The organism is Paraburkholderia sp. BR13439 (assembly GCF_040948805.1).
In the GTDB taxonomy this organism is placed as follows: domain Bacteria; phylum Pseudomonadota; class Gammaproteobacteria; order Burkholderiales; family Burkholderiaceae; genus Paraburkholderia; species Paraburkholderia youngii.
In genome coordinates this window covers 1-19,172 of record NZ_JBFPKN010000049.1, presented here as the reverse complement: position 1 = coordinate 19,172, position 19,172 = coordinate 1, and the positions used below count along the sequence as shown (strand labels likewise).

Annotated in this window: 8 protein-coding genes and 12 pseudogenes; 9 read left to right on the top strand and 11 right to left on the bottom strand. The window is 59.2% G+C overall.

Annotated elements, in window-relative coordinates; translation table 11 throughout:
- Window positions 1–659: 659 nt before the first annotated feature.
- Window positions 660–3,416 (bottom strand): M16 family metallopeptidase, encoded by a 2,757-nt coding sequence (locus tag AB3X96_RS40525; protein ID WP_368594166.1) that lies wholly within the window; start codon window positions 3,414–3,416, stop codon window positions 660–662.
- Window positions 3,417–3,641: 225 nt separating this feature from the next.
- Window positions 3,642–4,685: pseudogene (locus AB3X96_RS40520) on the bottom strand (transposase); the annotation flags it as partial.
- Between the two features lie 76 nt (window positions 4,686–4,761).
- Here AB3X96_RS40520 and AB3X96_RS40515 point away from each other — a divergent pair.
- From AB3X96_RS40515 to AB3X96_RS40505, 3 genes and pseudogenes are all read left to right on the top strand, one after another.
- Complete coding sequence (locus AB3X96_RS40515; RefSeq protein ID WP_368594165.1) at window positions 4,762–5,382, top strand: hypothetical protein; 621 nt, start codon at window positions 4,762–4,764, stop codon at window positions 5,380–5,382.
- A gap of 38 nt (window positions 5,383–5,420) precedes the next feature.
- Window positions 5,421–6,955: pseudogene (locus tag AB3X96_RS40510) on the top strand (IS3 family transposase); the annotation flags it as partial.
- A 52-nt stretch (window positions 6,956–7,007) separates the two neighbouring features.
- Window positions 7,008–7,541: pseudogene (locus AB3X96_RS40505) on the top strand (IS5 family transposase); the annotation flags it as partial.
- Window positions 7,542–7,559: 18 nt separating this feature from the next.
- On the opposite strand, the gene AB3X96_RS40500 reads toward AB3X96_RS40505, so the two are convergent.
- The 3 genes and pseudogenes from AB3X96_RS40500 to AB3X96_RS40490 all read right to left on the bottom strand — a co-directional run.
- A complete protein-coding gene (locus AB3X96_RS40500) occupies window positions 7,560–8,114 on the bottom strand; it encodes a hypothetical protein (RefSeq protein WP_368594164.1) in 555 nt (184 codons plus the stop codon).
- A 178-nt stretch (window positions 8,115–8,292) separates the two neighbouring features.
- Complete coding sequence (locus AB3X96_RS40495) at window positions 8,293–9,114, bottom strand: DsbC family protein (protein WP_368594163.1); 822 nt, start codon at window positions 9,112–9,114, stop codon at window positions 8,293–8,295.
- 159 nt (window positions 9,115–9,273) lie between these two features.
- Window positions 9,274–9,853: pseudogene (locus AB3X96_RS40490) on the bottom strand (IS6 family transposase); the annotation flags it as partial.
- A 103-nt stretch (window positions 9,854–9,956) separates the two neighbouring features.
- Here AB3X96_RS40490 and AB3X96_RS40485 point away from each other — a divergent pair.
- Window positions 9,957–10,121, top strand: a pseudogene (locus tag AB3X96_RS40485) (IS110 family transposase); the annotation flags it as partial.
- Between the two features lie 48 nt (window positions 10,122–10,169).
- On the opposite strand, the gene AB3X96_RS40480 reads toward AB3X96_RS40485, so the two are convergent.
- Window positions 10,170–10,757: a hypothetical protein gene (locus AB3X96_RS40480; protein WP_368594162.1), complete on the bottom strand. Its 588-nt coding sequence runs from the start codon at window positions 10,755–10,757 to the stop codon at window positions 10,170–10,172.
- 546 nt (window positions 10,758–11,303) lie between these two features.
- Here AB3X96_RS40480 and AB3X96_RS40475 point away from each other — a divergent pair.
- Window positions 11,304–11,597 (top strand): annotated as a pseudogene (locus tag AB3X96_RS40475) (IS21 family transposase); the annotation flags it as partial.
- A gap of 290 nt (window positions 11,598–11,887) precedes the next feature.
- Window positions 11,888–12,118: pseudogene (locus tag AB3X96_RS40470) on the top strand (DDE-type integrase/transposase/recombinase); the annotation flags it as partial.
- Here the strand turns inward: AB3X96_RS40470 and istA are convergent.
- From istA to AB3X96_RS40450, 4 genes and pseudogenes are all read right to left on the bottom strand, one after another.
- A pseudogene (istA, locus tag AB3X96_RS40465) lies at window positions 12,117–13,307 on the bottom strand (IS21 family transposase); the annotation flags it as partial. The pseudogenes AB3X96_RS40470 and istA overlap by 2 nt on opposite strands.
- Window positions 13,308–13,635: 328 nt before the next feature.
- Window positions 13,636–14,643: an IS110 family transposase gene (locus AB3X96_RS40460; protein ID WP_368594161.1), complete on the bottom strand. Its 1,008-nt coding sequence runs from the start codon at window positions 14,641–14,643 to the stop codon at window positions 13,636–13,638.
- A 1,037-nt stretch (window positions 14,644–15,680) separates the two neighbouring features.
- Window positions 15,681–16,469: pseudogene (locus AB3X96_RS40455) on the bottom strand (IS5 family transposase); the annotation flags it as partial.
- A gap of 762 nt (window positions 16,470–17,231) precedes the next feature.
- A pseudogene (locus AB3X96_RS40450) lies at window positions 17,232–17,340 on the bottom strand (IS5/IS1182 family transposase); the annotation flags it as partial.
- Between the two features lie 176 nt (window positions 17,341–17,516).
- Here AB3X96_RS40450 and AB3X96_RS40445 point away from each other — a divergent pair.
- Window positions 17,517–18,227: a hypothetical protein gene (locus tag AB3X96_RS40445; protein WP_184228874.1), complete on the top strand. Its 711-nt coding sequence runs from the start codon at window positions 17,517–17,519 to the stop codon at window positions 18,225–18,227.
- A 226-nt stretch (window positions 18,228–18,453) separates the two neighbouring features.
- On the opposite strand, the pseudogene AB3X96_RS40440 reads toward AB3X96_RS40445, so the two are convergent.
- Window positions 18,454–18,624: pseudogene (locus tag AB3X96_RS40440) on the bottom strand (DDE-type integrase/transposase/recombinase); the annotation flags it as partial.
- Window positions 18,625–18,782: 158 nt separating this feature from the next.
- Here AB3X96_RS40440 and AB3X96_RS40435 point away from each other — a divergent pair.
- Window positions 18,783–19,049 carry a hypothetical protein gene (locus AB3X96_RS40435; protein WP_368594160.1) on the top strand — a complete coding sequence of 89 codons (267 nt, stop codon included), beginning with the start codon at window positions 18,783–18,785 and terminating at the stop codon, window positions 19,047–19,049.
- Between the two features lie 42 nt (window positions 19,050–19,091).
- A pseudogene (locus AB3X96_RS40430) lies at window positions 19,092–19,172 on the top strand (IS5/IS1182 family transposase); the annotation flags it as partial.

The following is a 19,172-nucleotide window of genomic DNA, read 5'->3' as shown; positions in this document are numbered from 1 at the left end:
CATCTAAACCTCGCCAGAATTTGCAGGCTATACCCAGCAATATGCCAGGTCTCTGCAATTCCAACAACACGATTTCCGCCGGAAACCCCCAACGCTTAAGGCTCTACGGTTTGTTCAGGCTGGACTAAGTATCACTACATCTTCTGGAAGGTCAACGACGCCCCGACGCAATCCGGCGTGACCGGGGAGAATGATAATCGGGGGATCAGAATCGCATAAGAGCGCCTATCCCGCCAAAAGGTTGCTCCGTCCAGGAAGCCTGGACAAACCAGCCATACTTCCGGCCGGTGCAACTCGCTGAGGAACTGAGCTGCGGTCGTAAATGATGGCAAGAGCGTTGCCGGGCATTCCCTGCAGCGCACCAGTTCAGACTGCACCATGATCTTCTCCTTGTCGACCACATGGTCGGTAGGAAAAGTTCAGGACATTATGCGAACCATTGCCACACAACTCAGCGCGCGCGATCCCGCCTGAACACGGCGGTGCCGCCGTCGTCTACATGGTCTCTTCGCCGAATTTGCCGGCGTGGGCAATCGTGAATATCTGAACGTTCAGATATTCACGAATCCAGGCCGCCACCCCCTCGGGGGTCTTTTTGAACTGACCTCTTACTGTGAATTCAAGGCAGGGGCAAAATCGCAGAGACTCCGAACCAGCCTCTAACGAACGAGCCGGCCTTCGGCATCGAGCACGCGCACCTTACCTAGACCGAGCTCGCGCACCGGCTGCTCGATCTTTTTCAGATCGCCCACGATCACCCAGGTCAGTGCTCGTGGTTTGACAATTTCGTCGATCGCCGCCTGCGCGCTTGATACACTCACCGCCTCGATGCGCTGCTCGAGCGTCTGTACGTAGTCGTCCGGAAGGCCGTACTTCACGATATTGTCGACGGCGCCGATCACCGACCCGGTGGTCTCGAAACTGCCCGGCAGACCGCGCAATATGGACGACCTAACCTTGTCCACTTCCTGTGCAGTCAGCGGCTTGGCACCGACGATGGCCACCGCCTCCTTTTCGATCTCGAGCGCGGATTCGGTAGTCTTGTCGGCCTGAACGGACGCGTACATCTGAAACGGCCGCTGGCCCAGCGCGCCAACAAGGTCGCTGCCGGCACCGTAGCTCCAGCGCTTTTCCTCGCGCAGGTTCATGTTCAGGCGCGACGTAAAGGTGCCGCCGAACGCGCCGTTGGCGATATCGATGTCTATGGCGTTGATCGCCTTGCTCGACGGCGCGAGCAGACCGGCGAGGATCAGCGACTGTGGCGCTTTGGGCCGGTCGATCAGAAACACCCGTGGCTTGGCTTGGTCGGCGACCTTGGCGATGTTCTTTTTCGGCAACGGCGCGGACGGCGCCCTCCAGTCGCCGAACACCGCGTCGAGTTGTGGAGTGATCTCCTTCAGCGTGGTGTCGCCGGCGACCAGGATCTTCACGTTGTCGGGCCGCAGCCAGTCGCGCCGGAACGCCGCTAGGTCGTCTGCCGTAAGTGATTTGATCGACGCCTCGGAGCCGGTGCCAGTGAACGGAATCCTGTAAGCATGGTCGTGGCCGTACAGCAGAGGCGGCAACATGCGCTCGGCGAGGGACCCCGGGTCGACCTTTTCTTGTGCGATGTGGGCTAGTCGCTGAGCACGCACACGTTCGATGTCGTCGGCCTTGAAGGCCGGGTTGCGCACGATGTCCGCGAACAGCGCGAGCGAAGGCTTGAGTTGGTCATTGAGTGTGTTAAGCAACGCGCTACAGGTATCCAGCCCGCAGCTAACACCCATGATGGCGCCCAAGCGCTGCCTGCGCTTGGCTACCTCCAGCGCGTCAAGCGACTTGGTGCTCTCGCCCATCAGGGAGGCGGCGAAGCTGGCGGTACCAGGCTTGCGTCCCTGGTCGGCGGCGTAGCCGCCATCGAACTGCAGGTAGATCTGGGTGACTGGGACAGTGTGGTGTTGCGCCAGCACCACCTCGATGCCGTTCTTCAGCTTGCCGCGCTCGAGCTTCGGAAAACAGAGTTCGGGGAAGTGAGTGACCTGCGGCACGCCTTTGGCACGGTCGACCTCGCTCTCGCTCACGACGTATTGCTGTGCAGCCGGCAGTTTGGGCTCGGGTCGACCCTGCGCGTCGGGCAGCGGCACGACCTTCGCGTCCTCCGCCTGCGGCTCAAAGTCGTTGCTGCCCGGCAGCACGGTGAGCAGGTAGTCTCCCTTGGTGAGCCACCTGTCCGCCGAGGCTTTTACACTGCCAACGGTGGCGGCGTCGACGCGCTGTTGGTCCTTCTTGTAGGCACCTGGATCGCCGAGATACAGTTGCCCCGAGGCTAGGATCTGGGCCTTGTCGCCGACTTTCTCCAGGCGACGCACGAGAGAAGCGCGATAATCGACCTTGGCACGATCCAGCTCATCCTGAGTTGGGCCTTCGATGAGGAATTTATTCAGTTCGTCGGCGATGACCGACTCCACCTTGGCCGCATCCACGCCCTTGCGCACGTTAGCATTAATCTGGAACTGACCGGTCAAAGCGAGCGGTGACACGCCCGCGGACACATTGTCGGCTAACTTGTCCTGATAGACCAGGCGCTGGTAGAGCCGCGAGGTCCTGCCCCCACCGAGCGCGGCAGCGGCAAGGTGCAGCGAAATCAGGTCATCCGTGCCCAACTGCGGCACAACCCAGGTGCGGTAGATGCGTGTCTGCGACACGTGGTCGTGCTGTACGCCGCGCGTGGACTTCGCCAGCGGGGTGATCCATGGCTGCTGGCGCGGCACCGGCGGACCGGCCGGGATGTCACCGAAGTACTTGACGACTTTCTCCTTGGCTTGCGCGGGTGTGATATCGCCGGCCAGCACGATCACCGCGTTGGCAGCACCATAGCGATCGTGGAACCACTGCTTCACGTCAGCCAGCGAGGCGCCGTTTAGATCTTGCGTGGAGCCGATGGGGTCATGCTGGTATGGATGGTTTGCCGGATAGATGTTGGACAGGATGTTCTGGTATACACGGCCGTAGGGAGCGTTCTCTCCTTCGCGCTTCTCGTTTTGAACCACGCCGCGCTGCGTATCGAGCTCTTTCTGGCCGATTGCACCGAGCAGGTGGCCCATGCGGTCCGACTCCATCCATAAAGCCATGTCGAGCGCGGTGGTCGGCACCGTTTCGAAATAGTTGGTTCTGTCAAACCCAGTGGTGCCATTCATGCCGGTCGCGCCGGCCAGCTCGAACGGAGCAAAAAAGGAGCCCTTATGGTGCTCCGAGCCGGAGAACATCAAGTGCTCGAACAGGTGCGCCAAGCCGCTCTTGCCCTTGGGCTCGTCGCCGGAGCCGACGTGATACCAAACGCTCACCGCCACCACCGGGGCCTTGTGGTCCTCGTGCACCACGAGGGTGAGGCCGTTGGGGAGCATCGTTCGAGTGTAGGCGATCTCCGGCACTACCATGGTGGCTTCGGTAGATGCGGCTCTAACTCCGCTCGCCGCGATGATCCCGAGCGCGCATATCACCAATCGTTTTTTTAGATTTCGAGCCATAAAACACCTTATTGATTAGACTGAGCTTTAGACACTCGAACGCTGTCGCCGTCCGTTGGCGATCAGACGGCGAACGAGACTGAGATTGCGATGAAGCGAGCAGGCGGGGCCGCAGAAGCGGCATCGACTGGTAACTCAAGGGGCGTGACGCGCTTCGGGCCTCTGGAGTTTTCCAGACTTCCGCTGCATGGGAGTGTGCGAGGCAGGTCCGGTAAATTCCCGACGCAGCCATTGGGCGACCAGGCCAGCGGTGACGGGCTGACCGATTCTCAACGGCGCAATTTCGTGCATGGGGAAGTCCTCGGCAATCGCCAGGCTGAGCGACTGCGTGAGAGTCCATGCGCACGAACGAATCTGCATCCAAGGTTCGAGTAGGGTGCGCGTCTGCTGCCAGAGATTGTTGAATCCCCACCAACGCCTGAGATTGTGAAACAGCGGTTCTATGCCCCAGCGGCGCGCGTAAAGCTGAATGATGGTTTGTGCCTCCAGATCCACGTCGGAGGCCAGGATCAGACGTCGCTTTGTCCATTCCTGCCGCTTGTCGTTGTAGAACTGGCACCAGACAGCGCGCACGGGCGTACCCTTCAGGAAGCGGGCCACGGCGACGGTCGAACGCAGGAGCACGCGCTGTTCCTTGCCATAGAGCTTCATCGTCAATCCGGTTGCGCACAGCGCTTCGATGGCCTCGGCACTCAGGCGCTGGCCATAGATGCGCGGCCGTCCAAGCCGGGGCACACCGGACCGAACGGCCGGCCGAAACAGCACGGTATCGATACTCGCGTGGCCGATGACGTGCATGTTCCGACGCAGCAATGGCAGGACCAGACGCGCGCGCATGAACCACGAGTCGAACAGCACACGTATGGGCAGCTCGGTCACACCCGAGACTGCACGCACAAGCGCCAGCGCAATCCTGAGCTTGTTGATGTTGCCCGTTTCCTGAACCAGTCGCGAGAGGATCGGCAACACCATGCCGACGCCCTCGTTGCCCAGCACGCTCACACCCAGAGCCACGATGCATTGCGCCCAGACGTGTTTGGGCTGGTTGGTCTTGCCGCTGTGCTCGCGTCGCCACCCGACGCCCGGTGCCTTCTTCGAGCACCGCATGATCAGCGTATCGTCCAAGACCATGGTGAGCGTGCCGATGGGCAGGACAGCAAGCACCAGTCTGAGCAGCGCTCGCGCGAGTGGCCCCGTACGCTAGGTGCCACGCTCCAGAAGCTTGCAATACGCCGTCCAGTGGCGCGTACACCCAATGGCCGAAATCGCGCGGCTCACCCATCCTTCGGGCGAAACCATGCACCCGCTGAGCAGCTCGAGGAAGCTGGTTTGCGAGCGAAGCGGCACGGTGATAAACGGAACGTTGATCCATTCACTCAGGCAAAAAATCAGTGCGTTTCGACAAGGACATGGGCCATCGCAAGAGAACCGGAAACGATTTCCATTGGCCGCCGCGCTGCTTGAGCTAAAACCTCGCAGGCAGCGCGGCGGCCTCACGATTGACTTTCCATATCAAGTTTTTCGAATTGCGAACCATTTTTCAGGACCCTTTATCGGGGGGGCTGAATTTCTAAAATCGAAACATGATTCTCTCCTTTTAAATTCGGCTGCTGGTAAGCTGTTGAAGATGATCGCAGACGAAGCTAGAGAAAATCGTGCCAACAGCCAAGGTATCGGTCTAATCGAAATCCTTTGTCGAACAACAACGGACGGGATTTACAATGCAAACACTGATTGTCGCGAATGCAACAGTCTTGGTGCAAAAAAAAGCGCTGGGCAATGCGCTTTGGGTGTGGAGCTAGAGCAGCATGTGTTGGTCTGTCGGGCCTTGATCGGCGTGGGCCCCCGGCGTCAGAATAGTTGTCGTGTCGTTTGATTCTTAGACGAGGTCCGGGGGCGGTAGGATCGGCATGAATGAAAGCCTACTCAGCAGAACGAAAAGAAGCCGAGGTGCGTCGTATGATGCCGCCGGAAGATGTGCCGGTGTCGGCGCTGGCGAGAGAAGCAGGAATCACGGAACAGACGTTGTACGTGTGGCGCCGCGAGGCGAAAGGAAAGGGATTGGCCGTGCCGGGCGACGGGAAGAACGCCGAAGGATGGTCTTCGGAAGACAAGTTTGCCGTTGTATTGCAAACTGCCCCGCTCAACGCAGCGGAGTTGGCCGATTATTGCCGGCGCAAAGGGCTGTATCCCGAGCAAGTCGCGGCGTGGCGGGCCTCATGTGTGGCCGCCAACGCGAATGCTGCCGAACAGGCGCGCGAGCAACGTCAGCAGCCCAAAGAAGACAAGCAGCGCATCAAACAACTGGAAAAGTAGTTGCAGCGCAAAGAGAAGACACTGGCGAAGCTGCGGCGCTGCTCGTACTTCGAAAAAAAGCCCAGGCGACCTGGGGAGAACAAGAGGACGACTGACCAACGTCCCTGATCGCCTGTTATGCATATCGTTGATCCGAGAGGCGGTGGGTTCGGGCTGCCGCCTGCAGAAGGCGTGTGAAGAGTTGGGTCTGAGCGCACGCACGTTCCAGCGCTGGGTGGGTGACGGCGACGCTGTACGCCGATGGCCGCAGTACCGCAAATCGGCCAGAGCCGCGTAACAAGCTGAGCGAAGCCGAGCGGCGGCAGATTCTCGAGGTGGCCAATAGTGCCGAATTTGCGAGTTTGCCGGCTAGTCAAATCGTGCTGAGCTTGGCAGACCGCGGTGTGTGCCTGGCGTCGGAATCGAGCTTTTACCGGGTGCTGCGCGACGCTTCGCAACAACACCGCCGAGGTCGTGCGCGCCAACCTTCTTGGCATGTGGTCACCAGTCACTGTGCGACGGCGCCCAATCAGTTGTGGTCGTGAGACATTACGTGGATGCCCGCGGCGATCAAGGGCAAGTTCTACTACCGGTACATGGTGCTGGACGTGTTCAGCCGCAAGATCGCAGGTCACGAAGTGCAGGCGGCGGAATCGGCCGAACTTGTCGCGTTGCTCATGCGGCGTACGAGCTTGGCCGAGGGCTTGGCGGGACGACCGCTGGTGCTGCATTCGGACAACGGCAGCGCGATGAAGGCCGCGACGATGCTTGCCACGCTGGAAAACCAGGGCGTGGTGGCTTCGTTCAGCCGACGGCGCGTGAGCAACGACAACCCGTACGCCGAGGCGCTGTTCCGTACGAGCAAGTACCGGCCCGACCACCCGCGCAAAGCGTTCGCGAGCGTGGACGCTGCTCGTGCGTGGACACAGCAATTCGTGCATTGGTATAACCATGAGCACAAGCATAACGGCCTGAAATTCGTCACGCCCGTGCAGCGCCATAGTGGCGTTGCCGATGCCGTGTTGGCGCAACGCGATGCCGTCTACGCGCAGGCCAAGGCGACCAACCCTCAGCGTTGGTCGCGCTCGACTCGCAATTGGGAATTGAAGGACGAAGTCTGGCTCAATCCGGAGCGTATGCCACGAGCCGAATTAGAGCGGCTAACACAACCTGGACATCAAGCCATAGGTTTCGTATCCTGGGCGCATGTCCAGAAGAAAAATCAGCAACGAACTGTGGGCGGCGCTGGAACTGTTGATTCCGGCATTTACGCCGTCACCGCAAAGGCGGCCGTCGGCGCACGGTTGACGACCGCGCAGCACTGAACGGCATCCTGTATGTCCTGCGAACGGGCATCCCATGGGAAGACCTGCCGCAGGAACTGGGTTTCGGCAGCGGCATGACATGCTGGCGACGTCTACGAGACTGGCAGGCCGCAGGCGTGTGGGAGCAACTGCATCGGGCAATGCTTCGCCGGTTGCGTGAGCACGACCAGATTGATTGGGAACGGGCGAGCCTCGATGCTGCCAGTGTTGCCAGCTCCCGGGGGGCCAGGAAACCGGCCCCAACCCGACAGACCGGGGAAAGCTCGGGTCGAAACGGCACATCGTTGCAGACGCGCGCGGCATTCCACTGGCCATCACGGTCACGGGCGCCAACCGACACGACTCGATAGCATTCGAGCCCGCGCTCGATGCCATTCCGGCAGTCTCGGGTCTGAATGGCCAGCCCCGCAAACGCTCTAAACCAGAGCCGAGATTAGCTCTCACTTCGAGTCGACAGCGAACTTGCCGCTTCGATCCGCGTGAAGGGATCTGAGGCGCTTGAGATCACGCAATTAAAGGGCTTGTCCTCATTGATGATCAGGAAGGTGCTCGTTGGGTCCTTGAACTCCAGCGACATGGAAAAGAGGACGTAGTCATCCGGAACAGGCGAAGGTCTGAAGGCTCCGAATGCATATTTCCCTTCAATCCCGAGTGGATGTAAATCGACAGTCAGCTCCAGCGGCTGGGTGCGCACCGGCGAAGGGAAGTTCGACTTCGCCGATTGCTCGTCGCCGACTACGTCGTACTTGGTCGCGACCTTCATGTCGTGATAGTGAGTGGCCGGTTCGCTCAGTTTCCTGGCGCAGAACGCCCTGTGTTCCATGCTGGGATCTGGAGAATCATTTCGGAGCACGCTATCGATGTATTTCAGTACGAGGAATGCTTCGCCACTTTTTCCAGCCGCATGAACTGGCCCCGCCATCGTTAGTGCGGTCGCGAAGATGGCTGTCGTTAGAAAATGGGATGCCGCACGTCTAACGTTCATCATGTGCCTTCCTTTCGGACTGTCCAAACATGTAAAAGCAAATACACTATTACCTGTACGTGTGTTATCCACGCGCTCTGTGTGCGGTCAGCCGTGGCGACCAGCGTGACGACGCTAGCGTGCAGCGCCGTATGGCGACCGGGCGCCGCAACGGCGCTAAGAAGGCGAAATTTGAGCGTGCTCATTTGGATGCCGTCAGGTTTGCGTGGGACTGGGTCAGCTGCGCTTCGATGCGGGCAGTGGGCGTCAGACCAGGGGCAAGGGTTCCGTCCTCGAAGACCAGGGCCGGAACGCCGCTGACATTCCACTTCTCGCCGAAACTGAGGTTGCGGGCGATCGGGTTATCGCAGGTGGGCTGATCCGGCTGATGGCGTGAGTGGAGGTAGTCGCGCCATGAAGAGATCAGGCGCGCTGAGCGCTTTTTATAGTCCGCTTCCGGGTCCGCATCGAGCGGCGGGCCCGAAAAACCATCACGTGCAAGGTCTTGATATTTGGTCCATGCTGCCGCCCGATCCGACTGGCACCAGACTGCCTCCGACACGCCGTGCGCGTTCGGATGCAACCGGGCGAGCGGGAACGGGAAGATATAGATCGTGACGTCCTTCAGCTCGGTGAGTTCGCCATCGAGGCGTCGGCAATAAGGACAGTCGGGGTCCGAGAAGACGTAGAGCTTTCGCGAACCGTTACCGAACCGGATTGCATCCTTCAGGTTGAGTTGTGCAACATCGATCGTGGGGCGGTTCGCCCGCTCGAGCGCCTGCGTCAGATTCTGCTTCGTCCGCAGATTGATGACGTTGCCAGTGTTCAGGACAGAGAAGTCGTCACGCACAAAAAAGACTTCGCTGCCCTTGACGACGGACCAGAACCCAGGGATCGGCGGCTGGATCTTGGCACCCTGAGCGGCTGCGAAACGCTTGACCGGCTCCTCCGGGAAACCGGCGTGAGCGAGTGTCGCGTAGCCCGCGATAAGGTGCGCGGCGGTGTGTTTGGAAATGCTTCGCATGGATCTGGTTGCTCCGGTTGGTGCCGTAAGTGGCGATTGAACTTTAGGACGGTTCGGTTTTTGAGACGAAATTCCATCCCCGGTATGGTGTCGAACGGTGGCACGGGTTCTGGTGCAAATAGGTAAGCGGGTTGAGAAAGTTCATATAGGTGGGAAGGCTTATCGATCAAAAAGGACCGCATTCCATACGGCGGGCGCAGCGGCCTGCTTGAGGCCGAGCTTTGCGAGATCGAACTGCCCCTTGCGAATGCGATGCGTCAACTCGATTCCTGAAATCGTGGTCGCGGCGCTCCCGAATCGCTTGAACCCAAGCATCGTTCGTTCTGGACTTGATGTGGCGATGGTCTTGCTCGATCACGTTGTTCAGATATTTTGAGGACCGCACCTTCGTGTCTTCAGGCAGCAGACCATCGGTCTTCATTTCGCGCACCGCGCGGTGCGAGGCGGCATAGCCGTCGAGCGTGATGGTCTCCGGCGGCTGGCCCTGACGCTTGATGGCCTTGCTGAAAAAAGCTTTGGCCGCAGCCACGTCGCGTCGGGCTCTGAGCACGAAGTCCACCGTCTGGCCAGCCCGATCCACTGCTCGGCACAGGTAGACCCACCTGCCGCGAATCTTCAGGTAGGTCTCATCGACACGCCACGAGCGACCCGCAGGTGTAGGAAAGCGGTTCCAGCGTTTGACGAGATCGGGTGTATAACGCCTCACCCAGCGCAGAATCGTCGTGTAAGCCAGCGAGACCAATGATTGCCGCCGGGAACCGGTGGCCGTGATAAAGCGATTTTCTTTTCTTCATCGTGACGTCTTACGTGACTACCTCGCCAACGTGACAGTGCCCGCCCTCGGCGTCCACTATCTCGGCCGTCCTAACTGGGGACCGACGCACAGGCGTTGGTTGAGTACGTTCGCATTTGATAGCACGTGGCAGCAACTGGCGTTCAACGAGCATCGGCGCGCGTTTGAAGACCGGTTCGCCCAGTGCGAGCTGTTGGAACTGGCATTGCACGAAGAGCGGCTCAACCATCACCCATTTCGTCGTAAGTGGGCGACTGGTAGATCAAACGTCGCTTACCTCTTCTTCGTTCGATCGTTGAGCGATCTGGCCGTCCAGCACTTCTATCCGGAACGGGCCACGGACTCCCGTTGAAAATTCGGCCGCCGCGGCCAAGGCGCGTTCGAGTCTGACGTCTGGCCGCATCGGCAAACCGACGGTGGTATGCAGTGAGCCCAGCGCCGCCTGTTCGCCGCTACCACAGGCATCGAAGTTCATGGCGCTTTCAGCAACCTGATAATTGCCGCCAATCTGGAAGATGCGCCCCATGTACCCAACCAGAAAAGTGCCAGCCGATTCGCGTTCGCCGTCCTTGCGCGCGAACCCACCGCGGGTAAAGCACGCGCGTACCGCCTCAATGAACGTCGTGCACATGAAGGCGAACACATCGGTGCCCTCAGGGCGCGGCGCGACGGTCAGACTATGGCCCAGAAGTTGCCCCATCCTGAAGGATGTGGTGAAGCCGATCAGGAACGGTCCCACCCGATAAATCTTGGGGTCGGCGCGCACGGTGATGGACCCACCCCCCGATCCTGCCGAATCCGCACCCATGTAAACCTTCTTGCCATCTGTCAGCGCCACAATGCAGGTCATGCTGCCTCCGTAGGTGTTGCCCGATAGAACGCGACGCGCACGCCCTCGCACGGCTCAGCCGTGGTCGAATCCATGCAAGTACGCCCATTGCCGCCCAGAACTGCCTCGCGGTTCCATGACGTCCCGCCGGCGGGCGTCACCCCCCCGTGACGCGCGCCTTCTTGACCGTGTAGGGCGTGCGCAAAAACGCTGGCTGTGACTGCAGCACCGTGAGCTCTGATTTCGTGTTCAATCCTCATTCAATCCACTCCTAACGACTCACGAGAAGCAAAGAGCAAAAGTCGAGCCAGCACCACTGGGGCGCGCCACTTTGGCCGGTCGTTGACGTTTGTTTCGGCCGGTGGTGAGGAGTCGGAGGCGGCGTAGCCGCCGGAGAAGACGGCCCACCGGCGGCGCCGCGTCGGCGGGGCAATAGGATGGCTGATCGATTCTTAAAGAAGAAGCGGTCAGCACATGTCTGGAACCCGCATCACCGACCAACAGGTTCGCCTCTACATAAACAAGCGCAAGCACCATCCGCAGGAACTCGCGGCCGCGAAGGCAGGAATAAGCGTGCGCATCTACGGCGATCGGCTCGACTGTTACCTGTCCGGCGTGCTGGTCCATAGCACCGCTCGGGGCTCACGTGCGCACGACAACCGCCACGCGCTCGATTACCGCCACTTCATTGACGCCCTGAAGCGCAAATCCCAGGCATTCAAGGGGCTCGCGTTTCGTGACGCACTGTTCCCGCGTTAGGCTTACCGCAGAACCTGGGAGCAACTCGATGCCCGCCTGTCACAACGCGACGCATGCAAGACAATGGTCAGCCTGCTTGAGCTCGCGGGCCTGCACGGCGTGGGGCCGTACTGGCAGGGAAGCTTCATGCGAACGACAACTACCCCGTTGGGCCGCAGTCGAATTCAATGCCCGCGATGGTGCGAGTTTTGAGATGCGGAGCGGTAAGCGTTCGGACAAATCGCAGCAGGTTGCGCGGTGGCCATTCAGTGAGCCTGTGCACGAGGTAGACGTACGGCTCAAGGTCGCTGGCGCTGCATACGAGCACGACTTAGTCAACGGGGGCTGGCCATCTCCGTGTGCAGTGACGCATTTCCTCCAATCGGGCCGACGGTTGTAGGAAATGTTGGGTTGCGGACAAACGGTGGGCGCTTTTCAAGCGGGTGCTGCGCTCAAACCCGATGCCCCGCAAGATCGTTACCGACCATTTGCGCAGCTACCCGGCGGCCATAGCCGAAATCCCGGAGCTGGCGAGCCTAGAGCACGTGTTCGTTAAAGCGGCGGACCCGGTAAACAACCGCGCCAAGTACAGCCATCAACCGACGCGTGAACGCGAGCGGCGCACGCGCGGCTTTCGTGAGCCGAAATCCAACGATGACTTTGCAGGTTGCGTTTGAGACTCTCAATGAAGTGTCGGTAATTCAGTGCGTGGCGGTTGTCGCCGCCACGCGAGCCTCGCGAGGTGATATGCACCAGCGCACCCGACAGATAGCAGTCGAGCCGGTCACCGTACACGCGCACCTTCAGGCGATGACCGATCAGGCGCGATGGTGCGCTGTAAAGAATGCCGCGTACCGTGACGGTGCTGCAGCGTGTGACGCGGGCTTCTTCCTCGACGAAGTCTGTGGTGCGCCTTAACGGCAGATCCATGAGTTGTTCCCGCTCAAGGCGGAACGCGGCTGCGTTACGCCGGTTGCGACGCATGACGACCTCGCGCAGAAATTCATCATAGGCAGCACGATCGGCGAAGTCCCGGTGACCGCGCAACATCAACGCCTGGTCGATGGCTTCCTTCAGATAGCGATGCGATGACTCAACGCTACCGTTCTCGTGACCTAGGCCGCGATTGTTGCGGGTCCCGGTCATGCCATAGTGCTCAAGCAGCGCCGCATAGCGCACCGTGAAGTCGTCTTCGTCCGCGAGGTTTCTGAACGCCGCCGACAGACTGTCGGTCGATGCTCGCGCGGACATCCCCCAGCCTGCCATAGTGCGTTTTGCAGTCCCATGGACATGCTTCGAAGCTCTCGCCACCTTCAACAACATTGCGTATTCCCAGCGCGAGAACGCGAGCACGAAGTGGTACAGCCGGTGTTCGAATGGCACGCCAGCGATCGTCACTCGCAGTTCAGCCATGTCGGTGAAGTCGGACAGGCCGCGTGCGCCGGGCTCATGCAACTGCGGGAAGAAGACTTCCTTCGGTGAGCCGGACGTCGCCCGCCAGTGCCGCACGCGTCGCTCGAGTGTGCGGCGTGTGCTGTCGGGATACTCCCCGGGATGATCGTCCTGCAGCTTGGGCAGGATCGTGACCGCCTGAAGTTGCGGCGCATTCGCGAGCATCGGAACGACTTCAGTATCCCAGACGTCGGCGAAGGGATCGGGACGGGAACGCCAGTAACGACGCGGTTTCTGTCATGGCAGTACGGTGTCCCGTTCTATGCACCTGGCGCTGCGGACACTCATGCCGGCCTTGGCGGCGGCGATCTCCTGCGAGTGATGTTTGCGTTTGGACATGTAGAGGCGAACCTGTTGGTCGGTAATGCGGGTTCCAGACATGTAGCTGATCGCTTTCTTATTGGATCAGCCTGTTGGTGTTCTTAGAGCGGCTTATGTGGACGCCTCCCAGATAGCAAGCAGGGTTTGCACTTTGGTCTGCAGGTCAACGCAGCACGCTTATGTCCGGCCCGTTGATGCAGGCTGGTCGGCCTGCTGGCCCATATGGAATTCGCTGACGAGGGTCTCAGCTAACACTCGAACTCGAAGGTTCACGACTCTTACCAGACTTGCCTCGTCCCGGTCCAACCTGTAAGCCATCATGCAATTCGTTGCTTGCGCTCCTTGGTGGCGGAAACTACAACTGGCGATTGCAGCCGCGGATTAGTTGCTACGCTTCGAAGGGTGCCTCGTACCGTGTCTGTCGTGACAGGACTGCCCAGATGGTCCGGGCTAGTTTGTTTGCCACTTCGGCAACAACGACATTGAAGGGGCGTCGTGCCAGCAAGTCGTCGAGCCACGGCGTTCTGGCGCCGCGGAGTACCGCCGATCTTGCACCATGCATCAGTAGCGTTCGGAGGGAGGTGTTACCTCTTTTACTCAGGCCAAGCTGTCGGATGCGACCGCCCGTTCCGGTTTGTCGTGGAACTAGGCCGAGCCATGCGGCAAATTCCCGGTCAGAGCGGAGCGTGGCGGGGTCGCCGATCGCGGCTACTGTAGCGATTGCAGTCAGCAATCCCGGGCCGGGAATCTCCGCAATGCGTCGGCATTCGACGCTGAGTCTGAGCTCGTTCGAGAGGCGCCGCTCCAGCGACGCAATATCTTCGCTGATCGTCTGTACACGGGTCCACTGTTCACGCAAGCTGTCGACGAGAATGGCTGGCAGACGCTCGGAGATTCTGGCGAATGTAGGCACGATCTCCTTCGTGAACGGCTGGTAGCCTTCGGGAAGAATTTCGCCAAATTCATACAACATGCCGCGCAAAGCATTCGTTTGCATGATCCGGAACTTCATCAGCTGTGCCCGCATCCGGTGCAATGCCAGAATCGATTGCTGTGTTTCGTTTTTGACGGCGACAAACCGCGCCTCCGGCTGTTGGGCCGCAGTCCAGATACCGCGCGCGTCGGCCGCATCGGATTTGTTGCGCAGGACGAACGGTCTCACCGAATGCGCTGCAATGAACCTCACTTCATGACCAAGCTTCTGCAGTTGCCGGGCCCAGTGATGAGCACCACCGCAGGCTTCAATCGCCACAAGTGAGCGCTCCCTCTTTGCAAAGAAATCCGCTACCTCACCTCGCTTGAGTTTCACGCGCTCGACCTTCCCGGTGGCAACGTCGACCGCATGCAACTGGAAGACATGCTTGGCGATATCCATGCCAATAACGGGCATCTTCATTTGGAAACCTCCTGCGTGAGCTGTGGGGTTCGACGCATCACTGTACAGCTGACTGCAGATTCTCTCTCCCACTGAGCTTCCGCTTGCCCGTTGCCGGGGGGAGGCGTCTATACCATCTAACACAAGTCATCAAGTGCGACGCGTGTCGCCGTCCGCCGGACGTAAATCGGCAATGTAGTGGATGGCCAAGCTCTTCTCTGCCTTGTCACATTCAACAGGCTGAATATGGGAATTTGAAGCCGTGACCTGCTGTACGACCAGCAGTTGCCTACCCGGACGCGCGCGATTGGTAACGGTCGGGTGCGAAGCTCCGGGGACAACGTACCCTCCGTTAAGGCGGTTCACCCGGGCAACCGGGAAGGAATCGACACTGCCAGCCGCCGTGCGGTGTGGGGGCCAGGCAAGTTCCGCATGCACAACGTACGTGAACTGCTGACAGAATCCTCGTTATTGTGAAAGAGCCCAAGCTGCTGTTGGCTCTGACCAAAAGGTATATGGCTGGTTGCGCCTTTTTGATGTGGGCGCACGTCGTCAAAACGCCATCGGGGAAGAAGCAGGTGCTAACCGGACAGGCCCAGAAGTGCTCGGGTCGGTGGAGATGGGAACGCGGGAACCCCGATTTCCCGTCATCGTTTCGCGTCAAGGAAACGGAGGCAGGTAAACCGCGAGGAATACTGTTGGGAAAGCGGGAGTGAGAACGCGCAAGAAGCGAAGGGTTGCCTGTAACGGGTAATATAGGGGTTCAAGATTTGCCTCGACCTGAAAGGGTGCTGACGTGCGTGTGGTGCGGCTGTCGTGAGTCCGCATCTGGGGTTCACCGAAGGGAAGCTTGTGAGAGGCCGGTTGGTCTACGGCTCAGCGCCCTTGTCTCGGTTTCGGGACGAATCGACGATGCGACGCTAGCGAAGGTTGCGTATGCACAGACGCAGCCGGCATCAGCACGATGCTTAACGCCGTGCGCGAGCCGTATGCGGGGAAACTCGCACGTACGGTTCTTCGGGGGCCGCGTTTCTGAGAGGGAACGCGGCTACCCTCTCGAAGCGCGAGCAGATAACGGCAGCAGCCAGGGAAAGCAAAGCACTATGAATGTCGAGACGCCGTTCGAAACGAATGCGCAGTTTGCCGAAACCGGCAAACCATACATGCGTGCGCTCGACCACCCAGCGATGCCGCCCGAGCCGCTCCTTGCTTTCCACGCCGCGACGGGCAATACGGGCCGTGATTCCGCGCTGCTTCAGGTAACGCCGACAGCGGGCAAAGTCATTGCCGTTGTCCGCATGCAACTTGTCCGGGCGTTTGCGGGGCTGGCCATTCAGACCCGAGACTGCCGGAATGGCATCGAGCGTGGGCTCGAATGCCATCGAGTCGTGTCGGTTGGCGCCCGTGACCGTGATGGCCAGTGGAATGCCGCGCGCGTCTGCAACGATGTGCCGTTTCGACCCGAGCTTTCCCCGGTCTGTCGGGTTGGCGCCGGTTTCCTGGCCCCCCGGGAGCTGGCAACACTGGCAGCATCGAGGCTCGCCCGTTCCCAATCAATCTGGTCGTGCTCACGCAACCGGCGAAGCATTGCCCGATGCAGTTGCTCCCACACGCCTGCGGCCTGCCAGTCTCGTAGACGTCGCCAGCATGTCATGCCGCTGCCGAAACCCAGTTCCTGCGGCAGGTCTTCCCATGGGATGCCCGTTCGCAGGACATACAGGATGCCGTTCAGTGCTGCGCGGTCGTCAACCGTGCGCCGACGGCCGCCTTTGCGGTGACGGCGTAAATGCCGGAATCAACAGTTCCAGCGCCGCCCACAGTTCGTTGCTGATTTTTCTTCTGGACATGCGCCCAGGATACGAAACCTATGGCTTGATGTCCAGGTTGTGTTAGCCGCTCTAAACGATGCCGACGTGCCGGCGCCGCGCTGGAAGAGGAGGGAATGGCTTGATCCAACAGCAGACTATTGAGAGGCACATCACACTCCGCTCGAGACGATCCCAGGATCTGCTTTACGCAATGCGGGCAACTTCGCTACCGATCTTCGAGCGATAAATCGTTGTTGCGAGGACTACAGGTATCGTTATTCCCTCAAGACGCGCTAGCCGAATTAGGTATGCAAATTAGCGCATCTGTAAGCAACTTTAGCGGGAAAATGTGAGCTGCAAAATATTCTTGGTGGAATCGAGACCATGCATATGATCCGCAAAGCTCAGGTGAACGATGGAGATATGGCACACTTTCTCCCGTCCAGCAACTCTACTCGCTCTTTGCATAAATAGTTCTATTTTGTTCGTCTACCCATGGCGCGAGAAGATGGTGACCAAGGCGTCAACCCGACGTTGTGTTAGCGACTCCTCGCGGAAATGAAGCGATTTTGTTGCGGTAACAACAAATATTGTCCGGTTTGTCTGCTTTGTCTGTTGGCGCCATCGGTGAATGGCTTTAAGGGTATTTGACGGTCTCTGGTTTTCTACTGGCACTGGCTTATTGGTATGGATTTCGCGTACAAGCAAAGGACTTAAAGTACTTTTTCAGAAATATGTTACTTGCGTGAAAATCAGACGGTAAATTCGCCTGCACGCGGAGTGCTCAATGAAACCTATCAGCACGGCCCAGCGGAATTTACCGAAACCACCGCCATGTCCAGTTCGACGCCAGGCAATCACCGGGCTAATTACGATCCCGCAAGCGCTAGTGATGTGTGTCGGAGTCGTAGTCGTGATCGCAGTAAAAATGACCTCGGGCTAGGGCATATTAATGTTCAGCGGGGACGTCGCCAACCCGTACGCCATGCGCCTGTCCTTGATAACCATGACGAAAATCTGGCGATTTCTGTGTCACCGCCTCGCTTTTGCGAAAAAGCACGAGGCTCAACCACTCAGGAGATTACCGTGTCATCTATCAACTGGAAAAATGGGCAACTCATCACCCTTGATCCTGGCGATACCGCGACGTGCCAGACCCTCACCGGCGGTCAACTCTACGGGCTCATTTTTTACAATGCAGCGGCAAATGACGCTGGCGCGAACATCTCCGTCGTATGGAGCCAGTCGCAACCTCCCGTAACCGTAAGCGTGCCGGGCACGACGGCAAATCAGGGCCTTGCTTCGGTGCTGTTCGTAAATGGCTCTGACACCACTACCGTGTCGGCTGCGATGCTCGAGGGTCAATTGGGCGCACGGGTCGAGGCCTATATCGCCAGCGTCTCAATGCCGGAGGACACGACCGGCATCATTAACAAGCCTCTGCCGGCAGATGGCAAGAACCATTTTTTCGAGAAGTTCAGCCGTTACTACACGGTTCCGGCCTCGCACTGGTATCAGGCGCAGATTCATAGCAATATCAACCAGTTCATTTCGATTCAGTTCGCCGAGGAGTCTGCCGTGGTGAACGTCGTGAATTCGGAGGCCGATCCGGCTCCGCGAATCCTGGCGGTGGGCCGCGCCAAGAGCCAGTACAATACGAACGTCAGTCAATATCAGACAATCTCGTGGTCTCTCCAGGGAAACGGGCAGCAGCTGGTCTTCGTCAATGCTGATAGCGTGCAGGACTCGCAAGGCACAAGTATCTCTCTCCAATCGCTGAGCGCTCAATACGCCTGATCCTAGGCATGCGGACTGCGTGAACGCTGGCATACGCAGTCCGAAATCATGTGGTTGTGCCATCACTGAGCGCAATGGACTTCCACTTGTTTAAAATCCCAAGGTACTGTCGCAATATGGAAGCTGGCCCGCGAGAGCACGAAAAATAGAAGACTACTTATGCAACGAGCGAGTAGAGTTGCTGGAGGGGGCCATATGCATTGGTCTCGATTCCCCCAGAATGATGCGCGCGGCGAAAATTCTCGATTCCCATCATTGGGCGGAGTCGACGTTTGACGGTCCGGCGATCTTGTTCGGCATTGGTTCAGATACTTCTTCTGGCGGATCCGGATCGGCACATCCGCTTGGCGTTGATCGCTTGTCAGGCAGCCAGATTCGATCCGTTCTTATCGATCGTCGACGGCCGGTCCCCAGCGCGGTGCGGGTAATTATGGGCAGCTCATGTAGGCACGTCACTCAGCAACGGTGTGCCCCGAGGGCATCGTGATGAAGCCTACGGATTTAACCGGTGGGTGCAACACAATGAGCGCTGCATGAGCGGTGGGAGTGTTGCAAATGAAAGAGCGACGCCGGATTTACTATAGCGAGAAGCAGAAAACGCTGATATGGGAACGCTGGCGGGAGGGTGAGTCGCTCCAGCGTGTCGCCCAGCTTTTCGATCCGCCCGCACTCGTCTGTGCAGGGATTATCGGCGAAACCGGTGGAGTCCGGCCGGTACAGCGTCATTGTTCGCTGCTGGCGGTACCATTCCCCGAGCGGGAGGAGATATCGAGAGCGCTTGTTGCGGGCGATTCGCTTCCCTTGAAATCGGTGGGCCACTAGAGCGTGTTAGGAACTTCGATTGAGACCTGGTATCCTGGCGGGATGAAAACAACGGACCGCAAAGGGTATCCGACTGATGTGTCGGATGAGGAATGGAGTTTCGCGGCGCCGTATCTGACGCTG

Excerpts from the sequence above, each read along its gene's own strand:
- AB3X96_RS40515 (WP_368594165.1), top strand. The coding sequence starts at position 4,762 with ATGGCCGAAATCGCGCGGCTCACCCATCCTTCGGGCGAAACCATGCAC.
- AB3X96_RS40500 (WP_368594164.1), bottom strand. The coding sequence starts at position 8,114 with ATGATGAACGTTAGACGTGCGGCATCCCATTTTCTAACGACAGCCATC.
- AB3X96_RS40460 (WP_368594161.1), bottom strand. The coding sequence starts at position 14,643 with ATGAAGATGCCCGTTATTGGCATGGATATCGCCAAGCATGTCTTCCAG.
- AB3X96_RS40480 (WP_368594162.1), bottom strand. The coding sequence starts at position 10,757 with ATGACCTGCATTGTGGCGCTGACAGATGGCAAGAAGGTTTACATGGGT.
- AB3X96_RS40525 (WP_368594166.1), bottom strand. The coding sequence starts at position 3,416 with ATGGTAGTGCCGGAGATCGCCTACACTCGAACGATGCTCCCCAACGGC.
- AB3X96_RS40435 (WP_368594160.1), top strand. The coding sequence starts at position 18,783 with ATGAAAGAGCGACGCCGGATTTACTATAGCGAGAAGCAGAAAACGCTG.
- AB3X96_RS40495 (WP_368594163.1), bottom strand. The coding sequence starts at position 9,114 with ATGCGAAGCATTTCCAAACACACCGCCGCGCACCTTATCGCGGGCTAC.